The organism is Saccharopolyspora ipomoeae, assembly GCF_029952525.1.
In the GTDB taxonomy this organism is placed as follows: domain Bacteria; phylum Actinomycetota; class Actinomycetes; order Mycobacteriales; family Pseudonocardiaceae; genus Saccharopolyspora; species Saccharopolyspora ipomoeae.
The window spans coordinates 68,579-87,676 of record NZ_JASAOF010000017.1; the positions used below are offsets into that span (position 1 = coordinate 68,579).

Here is a 19,098-nt window from a genome sequence, read left to right on the forward strand (position 1 = left end):
GGACGCCCGGGTCGAACCGGTCGAGGACCTCGTCGAAGGCTTCGGCGAACACCGGGAACCGGGCGTGCAGCTCGCGGCCCGCGCCCAGGCGCTGCGAGCCCTGGCCGGAGAACAGGAACGCCGTGCGGCCGGTCTCGGCATCGCCGGTGACCACGGCCGGATCGGAGCGGTCGGCGGCCAGCGCGTCCAGCGCGCGCAGCAGCACCTCGCGGTCGTCGGCGACGATGGCGGCGCGCTGTTCGAACGCAGTGCGCGAGGTGGCCAGCGAGAAGCCCAGATCGGTCAGCGCGGTGTCCTGGGAATCCAGGTGGGCGCGCAGCCGCGCGGCCTGCGCGCGCACGCCGTGGCGGGTCCGCGCCGACAGCAGCACCGGAACGGCGCCGAGTTCGTCCGGCGCGGGCTTCTCCGGCTCTTCCGGCGGCTGCTCGATGATCAGGTGCGCGTTGGTGCCGCTGATGCCGAACGACGAGATCCCGGCCCGGCGCGGGCGGTCGCTCCGAGGCCACTCCGCGCGCTCGGCGAGGATCTCCACCGCGCCCTCGGACCAGTCCACACGCGACGACGGGGCGTCGACGTGCAAGGTCTTGGGCAGCACGCCGTGGCGCATCGCCTGCACCATCTTGATGACCCCGGCGACACCGGCGGCGGCCTGCGTGTGGCCCATGTTCGACTTGACCGAACCGAGCAGCAGGGCCTCGTCCCGGTCCTGGCCGTAGGTCGCCAGCAGCGCCTGCGCCTCGATCGGGTCGCCCAGCGAGGTGCCGGTTCCGTGCGCCTCGACGACGTCCACATCTGACGGTTCGAGGTTCGCGCCGGCCAGCGCGGCGCGGATCACGCGCTGCTGCGCGGGACCGTTCGGCGCCATCAGGCCGTTGGAGGCCCCGTCCTGGTTGACCGCGCTGCCCCGCACCACGCCGAGGACCCGGTGGCCGTTGCGGCGGGCGTCGGAGAGCCGCTCCAGCACCACGACGCCGACGCCCTCGGACCAGCCGACGCCGTCGGCGGAGTCGGAGAAGGCCTTGCAGCGGCCGTCCGGGGACAAGCCGCGCTGCCGGGAGAACTCGATGAGCGCGGTCGGCGTCGACATCACCGTCACACCACCGGCCAGCGCCAGCGAGCACTCGCCCGCGCGCAGCGCCTGCATCGCCCAGTGCATCGCGACCAGCGACGACGAGCACGCGGTGTCGACCGTGACCGCCGGACCCTCCAGGCCCAGCGCGTAGGAGACGCGGCCGGAGACGACGCTCGGAGAGGTACCGCTGCCCTGGAAGCCCTCGGCCTCCCCGCCCAGGCCCGCGCCGTAGTCGCTGTACATGACGCCGGCGAAGACACCGGTCGGCGTGCCGCGCAGCGAACGCGGGTCGATCCCGGCGTGCTCGATGGCCTCCCAGGTGGTTTCGAGCAACAACCGCTGCTGCGCGTCGGTGGCCAGCGCCTCGCGCGGGGACATGCCGAAGAACCCGGCGTCGAACTCGCCCGCGTCGTGCAGGAACCCGCCGAACCGCGCGTAGGAGGTGCCCGGGTGGTCCGGGTCCGGGTGGTACAGCCGTTCCAAGTCCCAGCCGCGGTTGGTGGGCAGCCCGGAGACCGCGTCGCCGCCCTCGTCGACGAGCCGCCACAGCTCGTCCGGCGAACCGACCCCGCCCGGGTACCGGCAGCCCATGCCGACCAGCACGATCGGGTCGTCCTCGGTGGCGGCGCGGGCGACGGTGCCGGGGCGGGCCTCGACCTGCTCGTCGAGCAGCTCGCCGAGCAGGTGCGCGGCCAGCGCGGCGGGCGTCGGGTAGTCGAACACCATCGTCGCGGGCAGTCGCAGCCCGGTGACGGCGGTGAGCTGGTTGCGCAGCTCGACGGCGGTCAGCGAGTCGAAACCCAGGTCCTGGAACTGCCGCTCGGCATCGACGTCGTCGGCGCTCGCGTGCCCGAGCACGGCAGCCACGCGGCCCCGCACGAGGTCCAGCACGGCGCTGCCGCGGTCGTCCTCGGACATGCCGGACAGCCGCTGGACGAGCGTGTCGGCGGTCTGCGACCCGGCGGCGCGACGACGGGTGCGGGTGCGCACGAGGCCGCGCAGCAGTGCGGGAACCTCGCCGCGGCCGCGCATCGTGGCCAGGTCCAGCTTGGCGGGGACCACCACGGGCCGGTCCCCGGCGATCGCGGAGTCGAACAGCCGCAGGCCGTCGTCCACGGGCAGCGGCGGCATGCCGACGCGGGCCATGCGCTCGGCCTCGGCGTCGGAGAGCATGCCGTCCTGCTGCCAGGCGCCCCACGCCAGCGACACGGCGGGCAGGCCCTGGGCATGGCGGTGCTCGGCGAGCGCGTCGAGGAAGACGTTGGCCGCGGCGTAGTTGCCCTGACCGGCGTTGCCGAAAGCACCGGCGGCCGAGGAGAACAGGACGAACGCCGACAGCGCCTCGTCGCGGGTGAGCTCGTGCAGGTTCCACGCGGCGTCGACCTTCGGCCGCAGCACGGCGTGCAGGCGTTCGGGGGTGAGCGCGTCGACGACGCCGTCGTCGAGCACGCCGGCGGCGTGCACCACGGCGCCGATCTCGTGCTGGTCGAGCAGCGCGGCCAGCGCGTCCCGGTCGGCGACGTCGCAGGCGGCGACCTGCACCCGGGCACCCAGCCCGGTCAGCTCGTCGACGAGCTCGCCGGCCAGACCGCGACGGCTCACCAGCAGCAGGTCCCGCACCCCGTGCTCGATGACCAGGTGCCGGGCGAGAACCCCGCCCAGGCCTCCGGTCCCACCGGTGATGAGAACGGTGCCTTCCCAGGTCGGAGCACTGGTCGGGACCGACTCGGCACGCGCCAGCCGGGGCGCGCGGATCTCGCCCTCGCGCAGCACCAGCTGCGGTTCCTCGGACAGCAGCACTCGCGGCAGGGCGGCCCGCGACTCCTCGGTGCCGTCGAGCTCCACGAACCCGAAAGCGCCGGGGTGCTCGGCCTGCGCCGAGCCGACCAGCCCTCGCACGGTGGACGCCGCGAGGTCTCCGGTGCGCGCCACGAACACGACCCGCTCGGCCCGGTGCTCCTGGACGATCTCCAGCGCCCGCGCGGCGGCCTCGTGCGCCGAGGCCGCGACGTCGTCGCCGCCCACGACCGGCACCACGACCACGTCGGCCCCGCCGGCCCCGTCGGTCCCGTCGGGAGAGCCTTCGCTCAGCCCGAAGACGTCCTCCCCCAGCACCGCGACACCTGCGGCCTCCGGGGACCGGTCCGCGACCGGGACCAGGTCGATCCTGAACAGGGAGTCGCGGTCCTGCGCGCCCGCGGGGGCGCCTGCGGCCGGGCGGATGACCAGGGAGTCCACCGTGGCGACCAGCGCGCCCGCACCGTCGGCGGCCGCGACGGCCAGGGCTCCGTCGTCGCCCAGGGTCAGGCGCACGCGCAACGTCGTGGCACCGGAGGCGTGCAGCGACACGCCTTCCCAGGAGAACGGGACACCGGACTCGCCGAGGCCCGCGACCTGGGCGGCGTGCAGCGCCGAGTCCAGCAGCGCCGGGTGCAGGCCGAACTCGGACAGCTCGACGTCCTCGGGCAGCTCGACCTCGGCGAACACCTCGCCGTCGGCGCCGCGCCACGCGGCGCGCAAGCCCTGGAACGCCGGGCCGTAGGCGAAACCGCGCTCGGCGAAGCGCTCGTAGCAGCCGTCGACGTCGAGCGCTGCGGCGTCGGCGGGCGGCCAGGTCTCGGCGTCGAACGAGGCCCCACTCATCCCCGCCCCGGTCGCCCCTGTCTCAGTCGCCCCCGCCCCAGTCGCCCCCGCCGCGAGCGTGCCGCTCGCGTGCTGCGTCCACGGCTGCTCGTCCTCGGACTCCGGCCGCGAGTAGACCGTCACCGAGCGCTGCCCGGCGGCGTCGGGCTTGCCGATCCACAGCTGCACCTGCACCGCCCCGCGCTCGGGCAGCACCAGCGGCGCGGTGAGCGTGAGCTCGTCGACGCGGTCGCAGCCGACCTCGTCACCGGCGCGGATCGCCAGCTCGACGAACGCCGTGCCCGGCAGCAGCACCGCGCCGTCGACCACGTGGTCCACCAGCCACGGGTGCGATTGCCGCGAGAGCCTGCCGGTGAGCAGCACCCCGTCGGAGTCGGCCAGCGACACCGCCGCCGACAGCAGCGGGTGGTGCGCGGTGCCGAGCCCGGCCAGCCGCGGGTCGGCGAAGCCGAAACCGCCGCTCTTCGGCCAGAACCGCTTGCGCTGGAAGGCGTAGGTGGGCAGGTCGACGCGACGTGCGCCGGTCCCGGCGAAGTACGCGGCCCAGTCCACGGCGATGCCGCGCACGTGCGCGGACGCCAGCGCGGCGGTGATCGTCTCGACCTCGGGACGGCCGGAGCGCAGCGCGGGCACGGCGGAGGAGTCCACGCACTCCTGCACCATCGCCGACAGGACCCCGTCGGGGCCCAGTTCGAGGAAGGTCGTGACGCCGTGGTCGTGCATCCAGGCCACGCCGTCGGCGAAGCGCACGGCGCGACGGACCTGGTCCACCCAGTAGTCGACGGAGGTGACCTGCTCCAGCCGCACCTGCTCACCGGTCACCGTGGACACCAGCGGGATTCTCGGCGCCTCGATCGAGAGTCCTTCGAGGACGGCGCGGAACTCGTCGAGCGCGGGTTCGACCAGCGGCGAGTGGAAGGCGTGGGAGACGTGCAGGCGGCTGGTCCTGCGGTTCTCGGCGGCGCAGGCGGCCTCGACGGCGGCGACGGCGTCCTCGGTACCGGACACGACCAGCGAGCGCGGGCTGTTGATGGCGGCGATCGACGCGGCGTCGGCCGGGACCGCGTCGAGGTGGGGCTGGATCTCGGCTTCGGTCGCGGTCACGGCCAGCATCGCGCCGCCCGGGGGCAGCGCCTGGATGAGCCTGCCGCGCGCGGTGACGAGCTTCGCGGCGTCGGCCAGCGAGAACACGCCCGCGACGTGCGCGGCGGCGATCTCGCCGATCGAGTGGCCCGCGACGAAATCGGGCTTGATCCCCCAGGATTCGACTAGCCGGTGCAGCGCGACCTCGACGGCGAACAGCGCGGGCTGGGCGAACTCGGTGCGCGCCAGCCGGTCGGCGTCGGTGCCCCACATGACCTCGCGGACGGCCGGGTCGAGCTGGTCGAGGACCTCGTCCAGGGCTTCGGCGAACACCGGGAACCGGGCGTGCAGCTCGCGGCCCATGCCCGGGTGCTGCGCGCCCTGGCCGGTGAACAGCTGCGCCAGCTTGCCGCGGCCCTGCGCGACGCCCCGCACCACCCGGGACCCGGCCTCGCCGCGAGCCAGCTCGTCGAGCGCAGCGGTGAAACTCTCAGTGTTATCAGCCAGTACGACCGCCCGCTGCTCGAAACTGGACCGGGTCGTCGCCGTGGAGAACCCGAGGTCCAGCAAATCTTCATCCACAGTGGACAGACGCGCGGCCTGCTCCTGGAGCGCGGCGGGGCTGCGGCCGGACACCAGAACCGGGACCACCGGAACGTCCGGCACCGACGGGGTTTCCGGCCCGTCCCCGCCCTGCTCCTCGGGTTCGGGGGCCTGCTCGATGATGGTGTGCGCGTTGGTGCCGCTGAGCCCGAACGAGGACACCGCCGCACGACGCGGCTCACCGGTCTCCGGCCACGGCGTGTTCTCGGTGACCAGCCGCACCGCGCCCGCGGACCAGTCCACGTGCGACGACGGCTCGTCGACGCCCAGCGTGCTCGGCACGATCCCGTGCCGCATCGCCATGATCATCTTGATCACGCCGGCCACACCGGCGGCGGCCTGCGTGTGGCTGATGTTGGACTTCACCGAGCCCAGCAGCAGCGGCCGGTCCGCGTCGCGCTGGCGCCCGTAGGTGGCCAGCAGCGCCTGCGCCTCGACCGGATCGCCCAGCGTCGTGCCCGTGCCGTGCGCCTCCACGGCATCGATCTGGTCGGCGGTCAGCCGCGCGTTGACCAGCGCCTGCTGGATCACCCGCTGCTGCGACGGACCGTTGGGCGCGGTGAGCCCGTTGGACGCGCCGTCCTGGTTCACCGCCGAACCCCGCATCACCGCCAGGACCTCGTGGCCGTTGCGCTGCGCGTCGGACAACCGCTCCAGCACCAGCACGCCGGCGCCCTCGGCCCAGCCGGTGCCGTCCGCGGCATCGGCGAACGAGCGGCAGCGGCCGTCCGAGGACAACCCGCCTTGGCGGCTGAATTCGATGAACGTAGCCGGGTTCGACATCACCGTCACACCACCGGCCAGCGCCATCGAGCACTCGCCGTGGCGCAGCGCGTGCGCGGCCATGTGCATCGCCGCCAGCGACGACGAGCACGCCGTGTCCAACGTGACCGCCGGGCCGACCAGACCCAGCGCGTAGGCGATGCGGCCGGAGATGACGCTCTGCGAACTGCCCAGCAGCGCCGCGCCCTCGGCGCCCTCGCCGGGCGCGACCTGGTAGTCCTGGTTCATCGCGCCGATGAACACCGCGGTCTCGGTGCCCTTGATGGTGTGCGGGTCGATCCCGGCGCGCTCCAGCGCCTCCCAGGTCACCTCGAGCACCACCCGCTGCTGCGGGTTCATGCCCAGCGCCTCGCGCGGCGAGATGCCGAAGAAGTCGGCGTCGAAATCACCTGCGCCGCGCAGGAAACCGCCCTGGTCGGTGGACGACATCGCGAGCAGTTCCGGGTCCCAGCCGCGGTCGTCGGGGAACTCCCCCACGCCGTGCTCGCCGGAGGACACCATGCGCCACAGGTCCTCCGGGCCGGTGATCCCGCCCGGGTAGCGGCAGCCGATACCGACGACGGCGATGGGTTCCTGCGCCGCGGCCTCCACGTCGCGCAACCGCCGCCGGGTCCGCTGGAGGTCCGCGCTGGCCCGCCGCAGGTAGTCCCGGAGCTTCTGCTCGTTGTCCATCTCCACCAAACCCATCTCGACGACGCCCGTTGTCACGGCCCACCGGGCCAGGACGCGATCACGCAGGAGGATCGACCCGCCGGGAAGTGTTGTGCAGCAATGGCTCAGAAACCCCTAGTTCTCGCCTGGCCGCTCGGGGATCGGCGCGAGCGCCGCGAAATCTAGGGATTCCCCGGCACCGGGGTGAGGTCTCCTGGCGCGAGGCCCGCTGACCGCCATCGGAGAGTGCCGATTGCTGATCTCCTTCTTGAAGACCCATCTCCGGCCGTACCGGCGCGCTCTGCTGGTCCTGCTGGTGCTGCAGGTCGTTCAGACGATGGCCACGCTGCTGCAGCCGACCTTCTACTCGCTGGTCGTCGACCGCGGCGTGGTGCGCGGCGACATCGACGCCATCCGCACGCTCGGCACCGCGATGATCGGGGTGGCGCTGCTGCAGATCCTCGCCGCGATCGGTGCGGCGGCGCTGGGCGCGCGGGTGGCGGCCGCGCTCGGCCGCGACCTGCGCTCGCGGGTGTTCCGCCGGGTCATGGGCGTCTCGGCCCGCGAGGTCGCCCGGTTCGGCGCCCCGTCGCTGATCACCCGCACCACCAACGACGTCCAGCAGGTCCAGGCGCTGGTGGTCACCCTGCTCGACATCGCCGTCGCCGCGACCATCACCTGCGTCGGCGGCGTGGTGATGGCGCTGGTGCAGGACGTGTCGCTGTCGCTGATCATCGTCGCGCTCGTGATGGTCCTGGTGGTCGGGCTGACGGTGATCCTGGTGCGCATCAGCCCCACCTACGGGCGGATGCAGCGGGGCGTGGAGAGCATCAACCGGTTGCTGCGCGAGCAGATCTCCGGCATCCGCATCATCCGCGCCTTCGTCCGCGACGACCACGAGCGCGCCCGGTTCGGCGAGGCCAACACCGAGCTGTTCGGCGTCGGGATGAAGGTCGGGCGCATGATGGCCACGATCCCGGTGGTGGTCATGATGCTGATGAACACCGCGACGCTGCCGATCATCTGGTTCGCCACCCAGCGCATCGACGCGGGCCAGGCCCAACTGGGGTCGATCTCGGCGCTGCTGGGCTACGTGACGCTGATCATCACCGCGATCATCATGGCCACCGTCGTGTTCGCCGACCTGCCGCGCGCCGCGGTGTCGGTGCGCCGCGTCCAGGAGGTCCTCGACACCGGGACGAGCGTGCCGGTGCCCGAGCACCCGGTCCGCGGTTCCCGGCTGCACGGGCAGCTGCGGATCCGGGCCGCCGGGTTCCGGTACCCCGGCGCGTCGGCACCCGTGCTCCACGACGTCGAGCTCGTCGCCGAACCCGGCCAGACCGTGGCGATCGTCGGCAGCACCGGCAGCGGCAAGACGACCCTGCTCAACCTCGCGCTGCGGCTCTACGACACCACCAGCGGCAGCGTCCACGTCAACGGCATCGACGTGCGCGAGTACGACCCGGAAGCGCTGCACTCGGTGATCGGCATCGTGCCGCAGGAACCGCAGATGTTCAGCGGCACCATCGCCTCGAACCTCTGCTACGGCAGACCCATCGCCCGCGACCGCGAGCTGTGGCACGCCCTCGAGATCGCCCAGGCGCGAGACTTCGTGGAGCGGCTGCCCGGCATGCTCAGCGCACGCGTCACCCAAGGCGGCTCGAACCTCTCCGGCGGGCAGCGGCAACGCCTCGCGATCGCCCGAGCCCTGGTGCTGCGCCCCGAGATCTACCTGCTCGACGACAGCTTCTCCGCCCTGGACCGCACCACCGAGGCGCGGCTGCGCGAAGCGCTGGGGCGCGCCGTCCCGAACGCGACCATGATCGTCGTCGCGCAGCGGATCAGCGCCGTGCAGAACGCCGACCGCATCGTCGTCCTCGACCAGGGCCGCGTGGTGGGCACCGGCACGCACGCCGAACTGCTGCACCGCAACCGGACCTACCAGGAGATCGCGCACTCCCAGGCGCTCCCGCAGGAGGTCCCGCCCCGCGACGGCCGAGTCATCCGAGGAGTCCTGCATGGTCAGCGCGGCTAGCGGACCGTCGTCGAACGTGACGCGGCTGCTCGGCCTGCTGCGGCCGCACCGGTTCCGCCTGGTGCTGGTGGCGGTGCTGGGCACCGCGGCGACGGCGTTCAACCTCGCCGGGCCGAAGCTCGTCGGCAACGCCACCGACATGGCCTTCGCGGGCGTGGTCAGCCGGGGGCTCCCGCTGGGAGCGTCCAAGGAGGACGTGATCGCCGGGATGCGCGCCCGCGGTGAGGACACGCTGGCGAACGTCCTCAGCACCGCCGACATCGTCCCCGGCCACGGCGTGGACTTCCAAGCGCTGTTCCAGCTGCTGCTGGTCATCCTCGCGCTCTACGTGGCCAGCGGGCTGTGCATGCTCGGGCAGGGGCGTCTCGTCGCGTTCATCGCGCAGCGCACCATGTTCGCGCTGCGGGACCGGGTGAGCGCGAAGCTGACCCGGCTGCCGCTGGGCTACTTCGACCGCCACTCGCGGGGCGAGGTCCTCAGCCGGGTCACCAACGACGTCGACAACCTCCAGCGCACGCTGCAGCAGACCCTCGGGCACATGGTCAACTCGGTGTTCGCGGTGGTCGGCGTGATGACGGTGATGGTGTGGCTCTCGCCGATGCTCGCGGGCCTGGTGCTGGTGAGCGTGCTCGTCGCGGCCGCCGTGGCGCTGCGGATCAGCAGGCGGGCGCGACCGCGCTTCGCCGAGCGGTGGCAGCGCACCGGCACGCTCAACGGCTACGTCGAGGAGATCTACACCGGGCACTCGACCGTGCTGGCCTTCGGCCGCCGCGAGTTCGTCGAGCGCGTCTTCGACGTGCACAACGACGGCCTCTCCGACGCATCGTCGAAAGCGCAGACGCTGTCCGGGATGATCGGGCCGGTCACCCGGTTCGTCACCGACCTCAACTACGTGATGGTCGCCGTGGTCGGGGCGCTGCAGGTGGCCGGCGGCTCGATGTCGATCGGCAGCGTGCAGTCGTTCATGCAGTACTCCAGCATGTTCACCCAGCCCATCATCGACATGGCGAACTTCTCCGCCCAGCTCCAGTCCGGCATGGCCTCCGCCCGGCGGATCTTCGAGGTCCTCGACGAACCCGAGCAGCGGCCCGCGCCACCCCGACCGGTGCGGCCGGGCCGGGTGCGCGGGCGGGTGGAGTTCCAGCGGGTCGACTTCCGCTACGAGGCGCACGCGCCGCTGATCGAGGACCTGACGCTGACCGCCGTGCCGGGGCAGCTCATCGCGATCGTCGGCCCGACGGGGGCGGGCAAGTCGACCCTGGGCAACCTCCTGCTGCGGTTCTACGAGGTCGACGAGGGCAAGATCCTGCTCGACGACGTCGACGTCGCCACCATGACCCGCGAGGACCTGCGGTCCCAGATCGGCCTGGTCTCGCAGGACTCGTGGCTGTTCTCCGGCACCATCGCCGACAACATCGCCTACGGACGGCCCGGCGCGACCCGCCAGGAGGTCGTCGACGCGGCCCGGGCGATGTGCGTCGACCGCTTCGTGCGCTCGCTGCCCGACGGCTACGACACCGTCCTCGACGACGAGTCGTCGGCCGTCAGCGCGGGTGAGCGCCAGCTCATCACGCTGGCCCGGGCTTTCCTCGCCGGTCCGTCGATCCTGCTGCTGGACGAGGCCACCAGCTCCGTGGACTCCCGCACCGAGGTCCTCATCCAGCAGGCGATGGCCTCGCTGCGCGCCGGGCGCACCAGCTTCGTCATCGCCCACCGGCTGTCGACCATCCGCCACGCCGACCTGATCCTGGTCATGGACTCCGGCCGGGTCGTCGAGCGCGGCACCCACCACGAGCTCCTCGAGGCCGGTGGCCACTACGCCCGGCTGTACGCGGCCTGAGCCCGGTGTCCTGATCTCCCTGGGAAACTAGGGATTCGCGAGTACCGGGTCGGGTTGGATGGTGGGCGGACGAGGCCACGACCGGAAGGATCGGCGACCGAGTTGAACCAGGCGAATCAGTCGAACCAGTTGAACACCATCGAGGACGACGTCACCACCGCGTGGATCCGGCGGTACCGGCCGTCGGCGACGAGCACGGCGCGGCTCGTGTGCTTCCCGCACGCGGGCGGATCGGCGAGCTTCTTCCACCCGCTGGCACCGCGCTTCGCCCCCGACACCGACGTGGTGTCGCTGCAGTACCCGGGGCGCCAGGACCGGCGGAAGGAGCCGTTCGTCGAGGACATCGAGTCCCTCGCCGACCTCCTGGCCGACGAGATCGCCGCGCTCAGCGACAAGCCCACCGTCTTCTTCGGGCACAGCATGGGCGCGGCACTGGCCTTCGAGACCGCGCACCGGCTCGAACAGCGCGGCACCCGCGCACCGCGCTCGGTGATCGCCTCCGGCCGCCGGGGTCCGGCGACGGTGCGCGACGAGGAGGTGCACAAGCGCGACGACGAGGGCGTCATCGCCGAGCTGAAGAAGCTCAACGGGACCGACATGGCGATCTTCGGCGACGAGGAGCTGCTGCGGATGGCGCTGCCGGCGATCCGCAACGACTACCGCGCCATCGAGTCCTACCGCTGCGAGGAGAGCAAGGCGCTGCGCGCGCCGATCGTCGTGCTCACCGGCGATCAGGACCCGAAGACCACCCGCGCCGAGGCCGAGGCCTGGGAGAAGCACACCGAGGGCGCGTTCCGGCTCCGCGAGTTCACCGGCGGGCACTTCTTCCTCACCGAGCACCAGGTCGAGGTCAACCGCGAGATCGAGACCGAGCTCGCCGCAGCGCGGAGGGCTGGCGAGCATGGCTGAGACCCGAGCCGAGAATCCCGGAAACCGGGGCAGCATCGGCACTGCCGGCACCATCGTGCTGTGGGTGCTGCAGGCGCTGCTCGCGGTGGTGTTCGTGATGGCCGCGGTGCCGAAGTTCCTCGGCGACCCGACGATGGTGGCCACCTTCGAGGCCGTCGGCGTCGGCCAGTGGCTGCGCTACGTCACCGGGGTCGTGGAGATCGCCGGCGCGATCGGGCTGCTCGTGCCGCGGTTCACCGGCCCGGCCGCGCTGGGGCTGGTCGGCGTCATGATCGGGGCGACGGTGACGAACCTGCTGACCGCCCCGCCGATCGCGGTGGTGACGGTCGTGCTGGGCGCGCTGCTCGCCCTGGTCGCCTGGCGCCGCTGGTCCAGCGTCCGCGTGCTGCTCGGGCGCTGAGACCGGCGGGAGTCACCCGACCGGCCCCGCCGGGAGCACGTCGGCCAGTTCAGCGCGGCCCGCGACGCCCAGCTTCCGGTAGATCCTGGTCAGGTGCTTCTCCACCGTGCGCGAGGTGATGCGGGCCTCGCGGGCGATCTCGTCGTTGGTGCGGCCGGTGCGCGCCAGCATCGCCACCTGGTGCTCCGACGGCGTCAGCAGCGGAGCCCTGGCCGGCATCGCAGCGGCCTGCCCGCCCAGTTCGGCGTTGGTGCGGTCGATCATCCGCTGCACCCCGCACTCGATGGCGAGGTTGCGCGCCTCCTCGAAGTGCTTCTCGGCACCCGAGCGGCCGGTGGCGCGCAGCCGCCGCCCGTACAGCAGGTGCGCGCGGGCGAGCTCCACGCGGTTGGCGGACCGGCCGAGCACCGAGATCGCCTCCCGCAGCAGCCGGAGCTCCTTGCCGCCGTCGCTGAGCACGGCGTGGGTGCGCAGCGCCCGCCCGATGGCGACCGGGGCGCCCCACTGCTGCGCCAGCTCGTACTCCTGCTCCACGAGCTCGTTCGCCTCGTCGACGTTGCCGAGCCGGTGGTGCATCATCGCGGCCATCCCGCGCCACGGGCACAGCGCCGGATTGCGCATGCCCCAGTGGTCGAGCTGCTGCCCCAGGTCCAGGATGCTCTGCAGCTCCGGACCGACCTCGCCGCGCTCGGTGGCCACCGAGCCCTTGAGCAGCCGCAGCGCCGCGGTGACGCACACGTTGTTCTTCGACGCCGCACCGCCTTCCAGCACGCGACCCGCCAGGTCGTGGTCGGCGGTCTCCAGCGCCAGGAACGCCACGGTGAGCAGGGTCGCGGAATTGCCGTGCTCCCAGCCCAACCCGCCGAGCTCGATGGCCTCCCGGGTCACCGACAGCGCCTGGTCGAGCCGACCGGTGGACATCAGCACCAAGCCCTTCTCGGTGCACAGCAGCGTGCGCGCGACGAGGTCGCCGTTGCGCTGCTGCCGCTCGCGAGCCCGGTCCAGCCACGCCGAGAGCTTGCCCGGGGCGTCGGCGGCGACGAGCGCGTTCGCCAGCAGCGGCAGTCCGGTGTGGACGTGGGTGGTGCGGGCCGGTTCGCGCTCCAGGACGCGGTTGGCCAGCCGGGCCACCTCGGACGCACCGATCTCGGAGGCGACGGTGGCCGCGTAGAGCAGCACCGCCAGGAGTTCGCGCTGCGCCGCGCTGTCCAGCGGCGGGTTCGCGCCGAGCGAGCGCAACCGGCGCACGTTGTCGGCCAGGCCCAGCGGGTCCTCGATCATGAGGTAGCGCCGACGCGCCTCCATGCGCAGCACCCGGTCCGACGACGACAGGTCCTGCTCCTCCCCGAAGTCCTGGACGACCTCGCGGATCATCTCGGTGATCGGCGCGGGCGAGGTGGCCAGCATCATCGGCGACAGGCGCGAGAGCGCGGCGGCGCGCTCGTGGCTGGAGTCGAGCATCGACACCGACTGCGACACGTGCCGCACCGATGCCGACGGGTCGAAAGCCCGCTCCGCGGTGGCGAGTTCGACGAGAAGGCCGGCGCGCTGCTCCCCGTCGGGCGCGCTGTCGAGCAGCGCCCGGCGCAGGTAGGTCGCCGCGGTCTCCGGTGCGCCGCAGTCCAGTTCGTCTTCAGCGGCGTCGCGCAGCACCCGCAGCGCCCAGTCGTCGACCGGTCCCGCGACCTCGACGAGGTAGCGGGCCACTTCGCGCGGCGAGTGCCCCTGGTGGTGCAGCCACCTCGCGGCGCGCAGGTGCACTTCCTCGCGCCCCTCGCCGGCCGCGAGCTCCTCGACGGCCGCGCGCACGACCTGCCTCGCGGGCCCGAGGCACGACTCGGAGTTGAGCAGGCCCAGCTGACGCACCACCCGCACGGCGTCGACGTGCTGGCACTCGGAGAGACCGGCGACGCGGCCCACGAGCTCGGTGTCGGCGCTCTCGCCGAGCACCGCCGCGGTCTGGAGCAGCCGGTGCACCGCCGGCGGCTGCTCGCGCAGGCACGACACGAGCCGTTCCCGCAGACCGGCGGGACGCGGCGCGGCCTCGATCGCGGGCAGACCGGCGGTCCTGGCCTCCGAGAGCATCGACATGAGGAACAGCGGGTTGCCGGCCGAGCCGTCCCGGCACGCGGTCACCAGGTCCTCACCGACGCGCTCCCCGAGCTCGCCGCGCACCAGCGCGCGCACCGCGGCCGCCGACAGCAGCCCCGGTCTCAGGACCTGGGTGGCCGCGTCGCTGATCCGCCGGACCTGCGGGAGCTCGGCCCCGGGATCACCGTCGAGCACGGTCACCGCGAGCGTGACCGGCATGCTCGCGACCCGTCCGCTGAGCTCGTCCAGGCAGGTCAGCGAGGCGCTGTCGGCGGCGTGCAGGTCGTCGACCAGGATCAGCAGCGGGCTCTCGGCGCTCATCCCCGCGATGTGCGACGGCACCGCTGCCGGTCCCGGATCAACAGCAGCCGGGTCCAGCAGCTGGCGCACCACGCCGAGCTCGAAGTCCCGCTCCTGCGGCGCGCACGAGGCCCGCAGCACGCGCAGCCCGCTGCGACGGGCCCGGGGCGCGCACGCGCTGAGCAGTTCCGACTTCCCGATGCCCAGCGGGCCGCTGATGACCAGCAGCGATCCGCTTCCCGCCCGGGTGGCGGCCAGCGCCGCGTCGACGGTGTCGAGCTCGTGCTCGCGCTCCCACAGCGCCCACGGCTCCCCCGCTGCGCTCGCGGTCGCCCCTGCCCTCGACGCCGACCGGTCCAGGTCCGGTGCCGCACCGCGCGTCCCGGTCATCTGCATCGCCCCCTCGATCGTCGTCATGGTCTTCCGGCGAGCGGTTCCGCTTCGACCTCGTCGTCGCGGTGCTGGCGACGGGTCCGCGCGCCGCCGAGCGCCGCGGCCAGATCCGCGCGCTTGGACACCCGCAGCTTGCGGTAGGCGTTGGTGAGGTGGGTTTCGACCGTGCGCAGCGTGACGAACAGCGCCTCGGCGATCGCCCGGTTGCTGGCACCGGCGGCCGCCATCGTCGCCACCCGGCGTTCGCTGCCGGTGAGCAGGTCAACCGGCGAGCGCAGCGGCTGCCCGACCCGGCCGCCCGCGGTCACCACCAGCGTGCGGGCGTGGTCGGCGATGGGCTTGGCCCCGCACAGGGTGGCCAGGTCGATGCAGCGCCGCAGGTGCTTGCGGGCGCCCCGCTCGTCCTCGGTGCGCAGCAGCACCTCACCGAGCCGGAAGTGGGCGCGGGCCTCGTCCAGCCAGGCCGGCGAGCCGGAGAGCACCTCCACGGCCTCGGTCAGCGAGCCCACCGCGCGCACCGGGTCCTCGGCGACCACACCGCGGGTCATCAGGTGCCGGCCGAGCGCCCGCGCGGTGCCCCAGCGCTGGGCCGCCTCCTCGTCCTGATCGAGCAGGTCCGCGGCTTCCGAGCGACGTCCGAGACCGGCCAGCAGGATGGCCGCATCGGTGCGCCACGGCACGAACACCGGGTTGGTGATGCCCGCACCGGTCATGCTCCGGCCGCAGCCCAGCAGCACTTCCGCGGCCGCCGTGAACTCCCCCCGAATCCAGTGCACGCGCGCCCGGGCGTGCAGGAAGTAGTGCCATTCGAGGGTGGCCTCGTCGAACCAGTCCCGCTCGATGCGTCCGAGCACCTCGTCGGCCTGATCGACGTCGCCGAGCTCCACCAGCGCGCTGGCCCAGGCCGTGTACTGCGCGGCGGTCGAGTCGGCGCACACGGTCTGCGCGCAGATGTCGGCCGCGGTTCGCGCCTCCTCCGCTGCACCTCGCACGTCGCCGAAGTGCAGCAGCACCCGGGCGTAGCAGGACAGCGAGTAGGAGTAGTCCCAGCGCGCCCCCATGCTCTCGACCAGCTCCACCGCGCGCTGCGCCGCGGGCAGCAGGTCCTCGGTGGCGTCGGCCAGGTGCAGGGCGAACAGCGCGCACCGCTCGGTCCACGGGTCGGCGTCGCTGGCCTGGAAGTTCAGGGCGGTGCGCGCGTGCTGCACGACCTGCGCCGACGGTTCCCCGCGCAACGACTGCACGAACGCGGTCGCGGCGAGCATGCGGCGCTCGGCCGGGGTGCCGCCGGAGAGCAGCGGGCGCTCGGCGATGCGGTCCTGCACGAGGCCGAAGGTCGACTTCTCACCGCTGCCGATGATCAGCAGCATCGATTCGACCGACAGGCACAGCTCGCGCAACGCGGCCGAGGCGTCGTGGCGAGCCTTGAGGGTCAGCATCGCCAGCACCTCGCCCAGCGCCCGGACCGCCTCGGGGTGGCGCTGGGCGGTGACGGCGGTCATCGCGAAGTTCAGCACGAACGACACGTAGACCGTGGGGTCGGTGACCTGGTCGAGCAGTTTCCGCAGGATCGGCAGCGCCGCGTACGGGTCGAGCTGCGCCAGGACCCGGCCGAGGTCGGCGCGCACCCGGATTCGCTGCGGCTCGGAGGTCTCGACGTCGAGCACCCGCCGCAGGTACCGCACGGCGATCTCAGGAGCGCCCTGCTGCTCGGTGAGCGCGGCGGCGTCGCGCAGCACGCCCGCCATCCACGGCTGGTTCAGCTCGGCCAGCTGCACCAGGTGCTCGGCGACCTCGATGGCGGGCCGACCGGTGTCGTTGAGGATGCGGGCGGCGCGCAGTCTGTCCTCTTCGGACACCGGGACGACGTCGAGCACCGCGGCGCGCATCCCGTCGTGGGCGAAGTCCACACCGGACTCGGCCACGACATCGCGCCTCCGCAGCACCTCGAGCGCCTCGGTGACCTGCCAGCGGGTCACCCCAGCCATCGCCGCGACGGTTTCCACGCCCGCCCCGGGCCCGAGCACGGCCACGGCCGCGGCGACCCGGGCGATGCGCCGGGGCAGCCCGGCCAACCGGCTCCGCACGGAGGCCGCAAGCACGCCCCGCCCGATCTGCTCGGCCGAGAGCTCACCCGTCTCGTCGGGCCGGACCCCGGCCTTGACCAGGGCGTCGATCAGCCGGTGCAGCAGCGCGGGGTTCCCGCCGGAGGTGCGGGCGCAGGTGTCGACGAAATCGCTTTCCGGTACGACGGGCAGCGTCGCCGTCACGACCTCGGCGACGTCGTCGCGACTCAGCGGGGCCGGTTCGATCACGGTGGTGGTCCGCTGGGCGACGAGGTCGGACATGGTGGCCCGGGCGGGGCCGTCGAGCTCGTCGCACCGGTAGCCGAGCACGACCAGCAGCGGCAGGTCGGCGGCGCGGCGCAGCAGGAAGTCCAGCCAGCGCAGCGACGCGGCGTCGCAGTGGTGGGCGTCGTCGACGACGAGCACCAGCGGACGGGTGGCCATCAGGTTCGCGGCCAGGGAGTGCAGGGCCGACAGCGTGGCGTAGTCGCTGGAGTTGCGGGCCACCGGCAGGTCGGGGAACAGCGCGGGGACCGCGGAGTCGGCGACGTCGTCGGCGCCGAGCTCCAGTGGTTCGAAGATCCGCCGCACCGCGTCGTAGCGCGGTGGACGGGGCGTGTCCGGGCAGCGCACCTGCAGGACGGCGCAGGCCCTCAGCTGCTCGCGCCGCCGGAATTCGCTCAGCAGACGGCTCTTGCCGACTCCGCTCGGCCCCCGGACGACGACGCAGCGCGCACGACTCGCCCGGGCGTCCGCGAACGCCTCCGCGAGCACGGCGCACTCACGAGAGCGACCAACCCAGGGCTGGATCGGCTCGGCGATGCGCTGTTGGTCACCCCGCAACCCAACTCACCCCGACTTACACGTTCCGACCAGGGATTTCCCAGCCGCGCTCGCGGGGTTCGTCCGCCGGTAGACCCTGCGCAGTCCACCACCGGCCCGCCTGGGAGCGCAACCATTGATCATTTTCGGAAACCAGCCGAATCCCTAGTTCCCCTGCGGTAGCGGAGATCGTGGTCCGCGGACCGGGCTGCCCGTCCACATCGGACCGTCGCAGCCGTTCCCGCCGCACTCCGCGACCGAGAAGTGACCGGGAACTCCCCTACTTCACGTAGTCGCGCGGAACCCGGGGAGGCCAGCTTCCGACGCTGAGCAACCCGAGGCTGTAGGCACGGGACACCAGCGCGGCTCGGTTGGGCGCTTTGAGCTTCTTGAGCATCGCACCCACGTGGTACTCAACGCCCTGCCGGCTCAGGAACAGCCGGGAGGCCAGTCGCACGGTCGACTCCCCGGTGGCGATGCCTTCGAGGATGCGGGCGTTGAGCTCGGACAGGACCCTCTTGCGGTCGGCGACGACCACGTTGGCCTTGTTCAGCTTCTCCGGGGACAGCAGCACCACGAACTGGGTCAGCTCACCGGAGGAGGCACCGCGCACGGCGACCCCGGTGATGTCGCCGGTGAAGGCGGTCTGATCAGCGCCGACGCCCACGAAGTACTCGGAGAACCGCTGGCTGCGTCCGTCGAGCAGTCGCTCGAAGTTCCGGCTGATCGGCTCCCGCACGCCGGGGTGCAGCAGCTCGCAGAAGTTCCGTCCCACGACCGACTCGCGGGAGCGGCCGAATTGATCGACAAAGGCGTCGTTGGCTTGGGTGATCCGCATCTGCAGATCCAAACTCGCCAAGTGGAGCCCTGATCGCTCGAGCAGCGACTGGAACACGTCCGCGTCGGCGATATCATTTCTCAATTCATCGCCACACGCGTTGTCGAAGAGGCGAGAATCGGCGGCAACAGGGGGCATTGACGGTGTACCTCTCTCGAATCCTGAGGAATCCCGACTGCCGGGAAGATCTGTTTGTCTCCGCACGGAGACACCTCCGATCGTATGAAGCGCGCTCTTATGAGGTCAACGCGACGGAGAGCCCGCTCCCTAATGTTGTGGTTGCCGACACCAGCAGTTCGTGCACCTCTCTCAGAAAAAAATTTGAACCGCCCACCACCTGCGACGATCGGAGGGGTGCGGCCCGAACGGGCTCCTCACGTTGAACCGTTCGGGCCAATCTCATCATGCTGAGAACAGCGCATCCATACACGCGTGATCCGCGCCACTGGCACCCGGGGAGAGTATTTAGTCGCCCAAAGCCCGCCGTTCTGAGCCGGACAAGACCGAACACTCAGAGCAATTGCTCAAATGAGCCGCGTAGCCATTCGTGCTCATCTGAGCGCGTGTAA

General features: G+C 72.4%; 8 protein-coding genes (1 of these 8 running past the window's edge). 4 read left to right on the plus strand and 4 right to left on the minus strand.

Annotated elements, in window-relative coordinates; translation table 11 throughout:
- Positions 1-6,856: the 5' portion of a type I polyketide synthase gene (locus QFW96_RS22235; protein WP_281457689.1), read on the minus strand. It extends 20,456 nt beyond the left edge of the window; 6,856 of the gene's 27,312 nt are visible here — the first part of the coding sequence; its start codon is at positions 6,854-6,856; the stop codon falls past the left edge of the window.
- A 232-nt stretch (positions 6,857-7,088) separates the two neighbouring features.
- On the opposite strand from QFW96_RS22235, the gene QFW96_RS22240 reads away from it, so the two are divergent.
- The 4 genes from QFW96_RS22240 to QFW96_RS22255 all read left to right on the plus strand — a co-directional run bounded on the left by QFW96_RS22240 (position 7,089) and on the right by QFW96_RS22255 (position 12,019).
- Positions 7,089-8,870, plus strand: coding sequence for an ABC transporter ATP-binding protein (locus QFW96_RS22240; RefSeq protein WP_281457644.1), 1,782 nt, complete (start codon positions 7,089-7,091; stop codon positions 8,868-8,870).
- A complete protein-coding gene (locus tag QFW96_RS22245; protein ID WP_281457645.1) occupies positions 8,854-10,710 on the plus strand; it encodes an ABC transporter ATP-binding protein in 1,857 nt (618 codons plus the stop codon). Before QFW96_RS22240 ends, QFW96_RS22245 begins: the two co-directional genes overlap by 17 nt.
- Positions 10,711-10,812: 102 nt before the next feature.
- On the plus strand, positions 10,813-11,619 hold the full coding sequence (locus QFW96_RS22250) for a thioesterase II family protein (RefSeq protein ID WP_281457646.1): 807 nt from the start codon (positions 10,813-10,815) through the stop codon (positions 11,617-11,619).
- Positions 11,612-12,019 carry a DoxX family protein gene (locus tag QFW96_RS22255; protein ID WP_281457647.1) on the plus strand — a complete coding sequence of 136 codons (408 nt, stop codon included), beginning with the start codon at positions 11,612-11,614 and terminating at the stop codon, positions 12,017-12,019. Before QFW96_RS22250 ends, QFW96_RS22255 begins: the two co-directional genes overlap by 8 nt.
- Before the next feature lie 12 nt (positions 12,020-12,031).
- On the opposite strand, the gene QFW96_RS22260 is transcribed toward QFW96_RS22255, so the two are convergent.
- The 3 genes from QFW96_RS22260 to QFW96_RS22270 form a co-directional block, all read right to left on the minus strand.
- Positions 12,032-14,827, minus strand: a complete 2,796-nt coding sequence (locus QFW96_RS22260; RefSeq protein WP_281457648.1) for an ATP-binding protein — start codon at positions 14,825-14,827, stop codon at positions 12,032-12,034.
- Positions 14,824-17,712 carry an ATP-binding protein gene (locus tag QFW96_RS22265; RefSeq protein WP_281457649.1) on the minus strand — a complete coding sequence of 963 codons (2,889 nt, stop codon included), beginning with the start codon at positions 17,710-17,712 and terminating at the stop codon, positions 14,824-14,826. The genes QFW96_RS22260 and QFW96_RS22265 overlap by 4 nt, the downstream gene beginning before the upstream one ends.
- A gap of 259 nt (positions 17,713-17,971) precedes the next feature.
- Positions 17,972-18,667 (minus strand): LuxR C-terminal-related transcriptional regulator, encoded by a 696-nt coding sequence (locus QFW96_RS22270; RefSeq protein ID WP_281457650.1) that lies wholly within the window; start codon positions 18,665-18,667, stop codon positions 17,972-17,974.
- Positions 18,668-19,098: the final 431 nt, after the last annotated feature.

What these genes read in the sequence shown, in the direction of transcription:
- QFW96_RS22245 (WP_281457645.1), top strand. Translation starts at nt 8,854, where the DNA reads ATGGTCAGCGCGGCTAGCGGACCGTCGTCGAACGTGACGCGGCTGCTC.
- QFW96_RS22255 (WP_281457647.1), top strand. Translation starts at nt 11,612, where the DNA reads ATGGCTGAGACCCGAGCCGAGAATCCCGGAAACCGGGGCAGCATCGGC.
- QFW96_RS22260 (WP_281457648.1), bottom strand. Translation starts at nt 14,827, where the DNA reads ATGACGACGATCGAGGGGGCGATGCAGATGACCGGGACGCGCGGTGCG.
- QFW96_RS22270 (WP_281457650.1), bottom strand. Translation starts at nt 18,667, where the DNA reads ATGCCCCCTGTTGCCGCCGATTCTCGCCTCTTCGACAACGCGTGTGGC.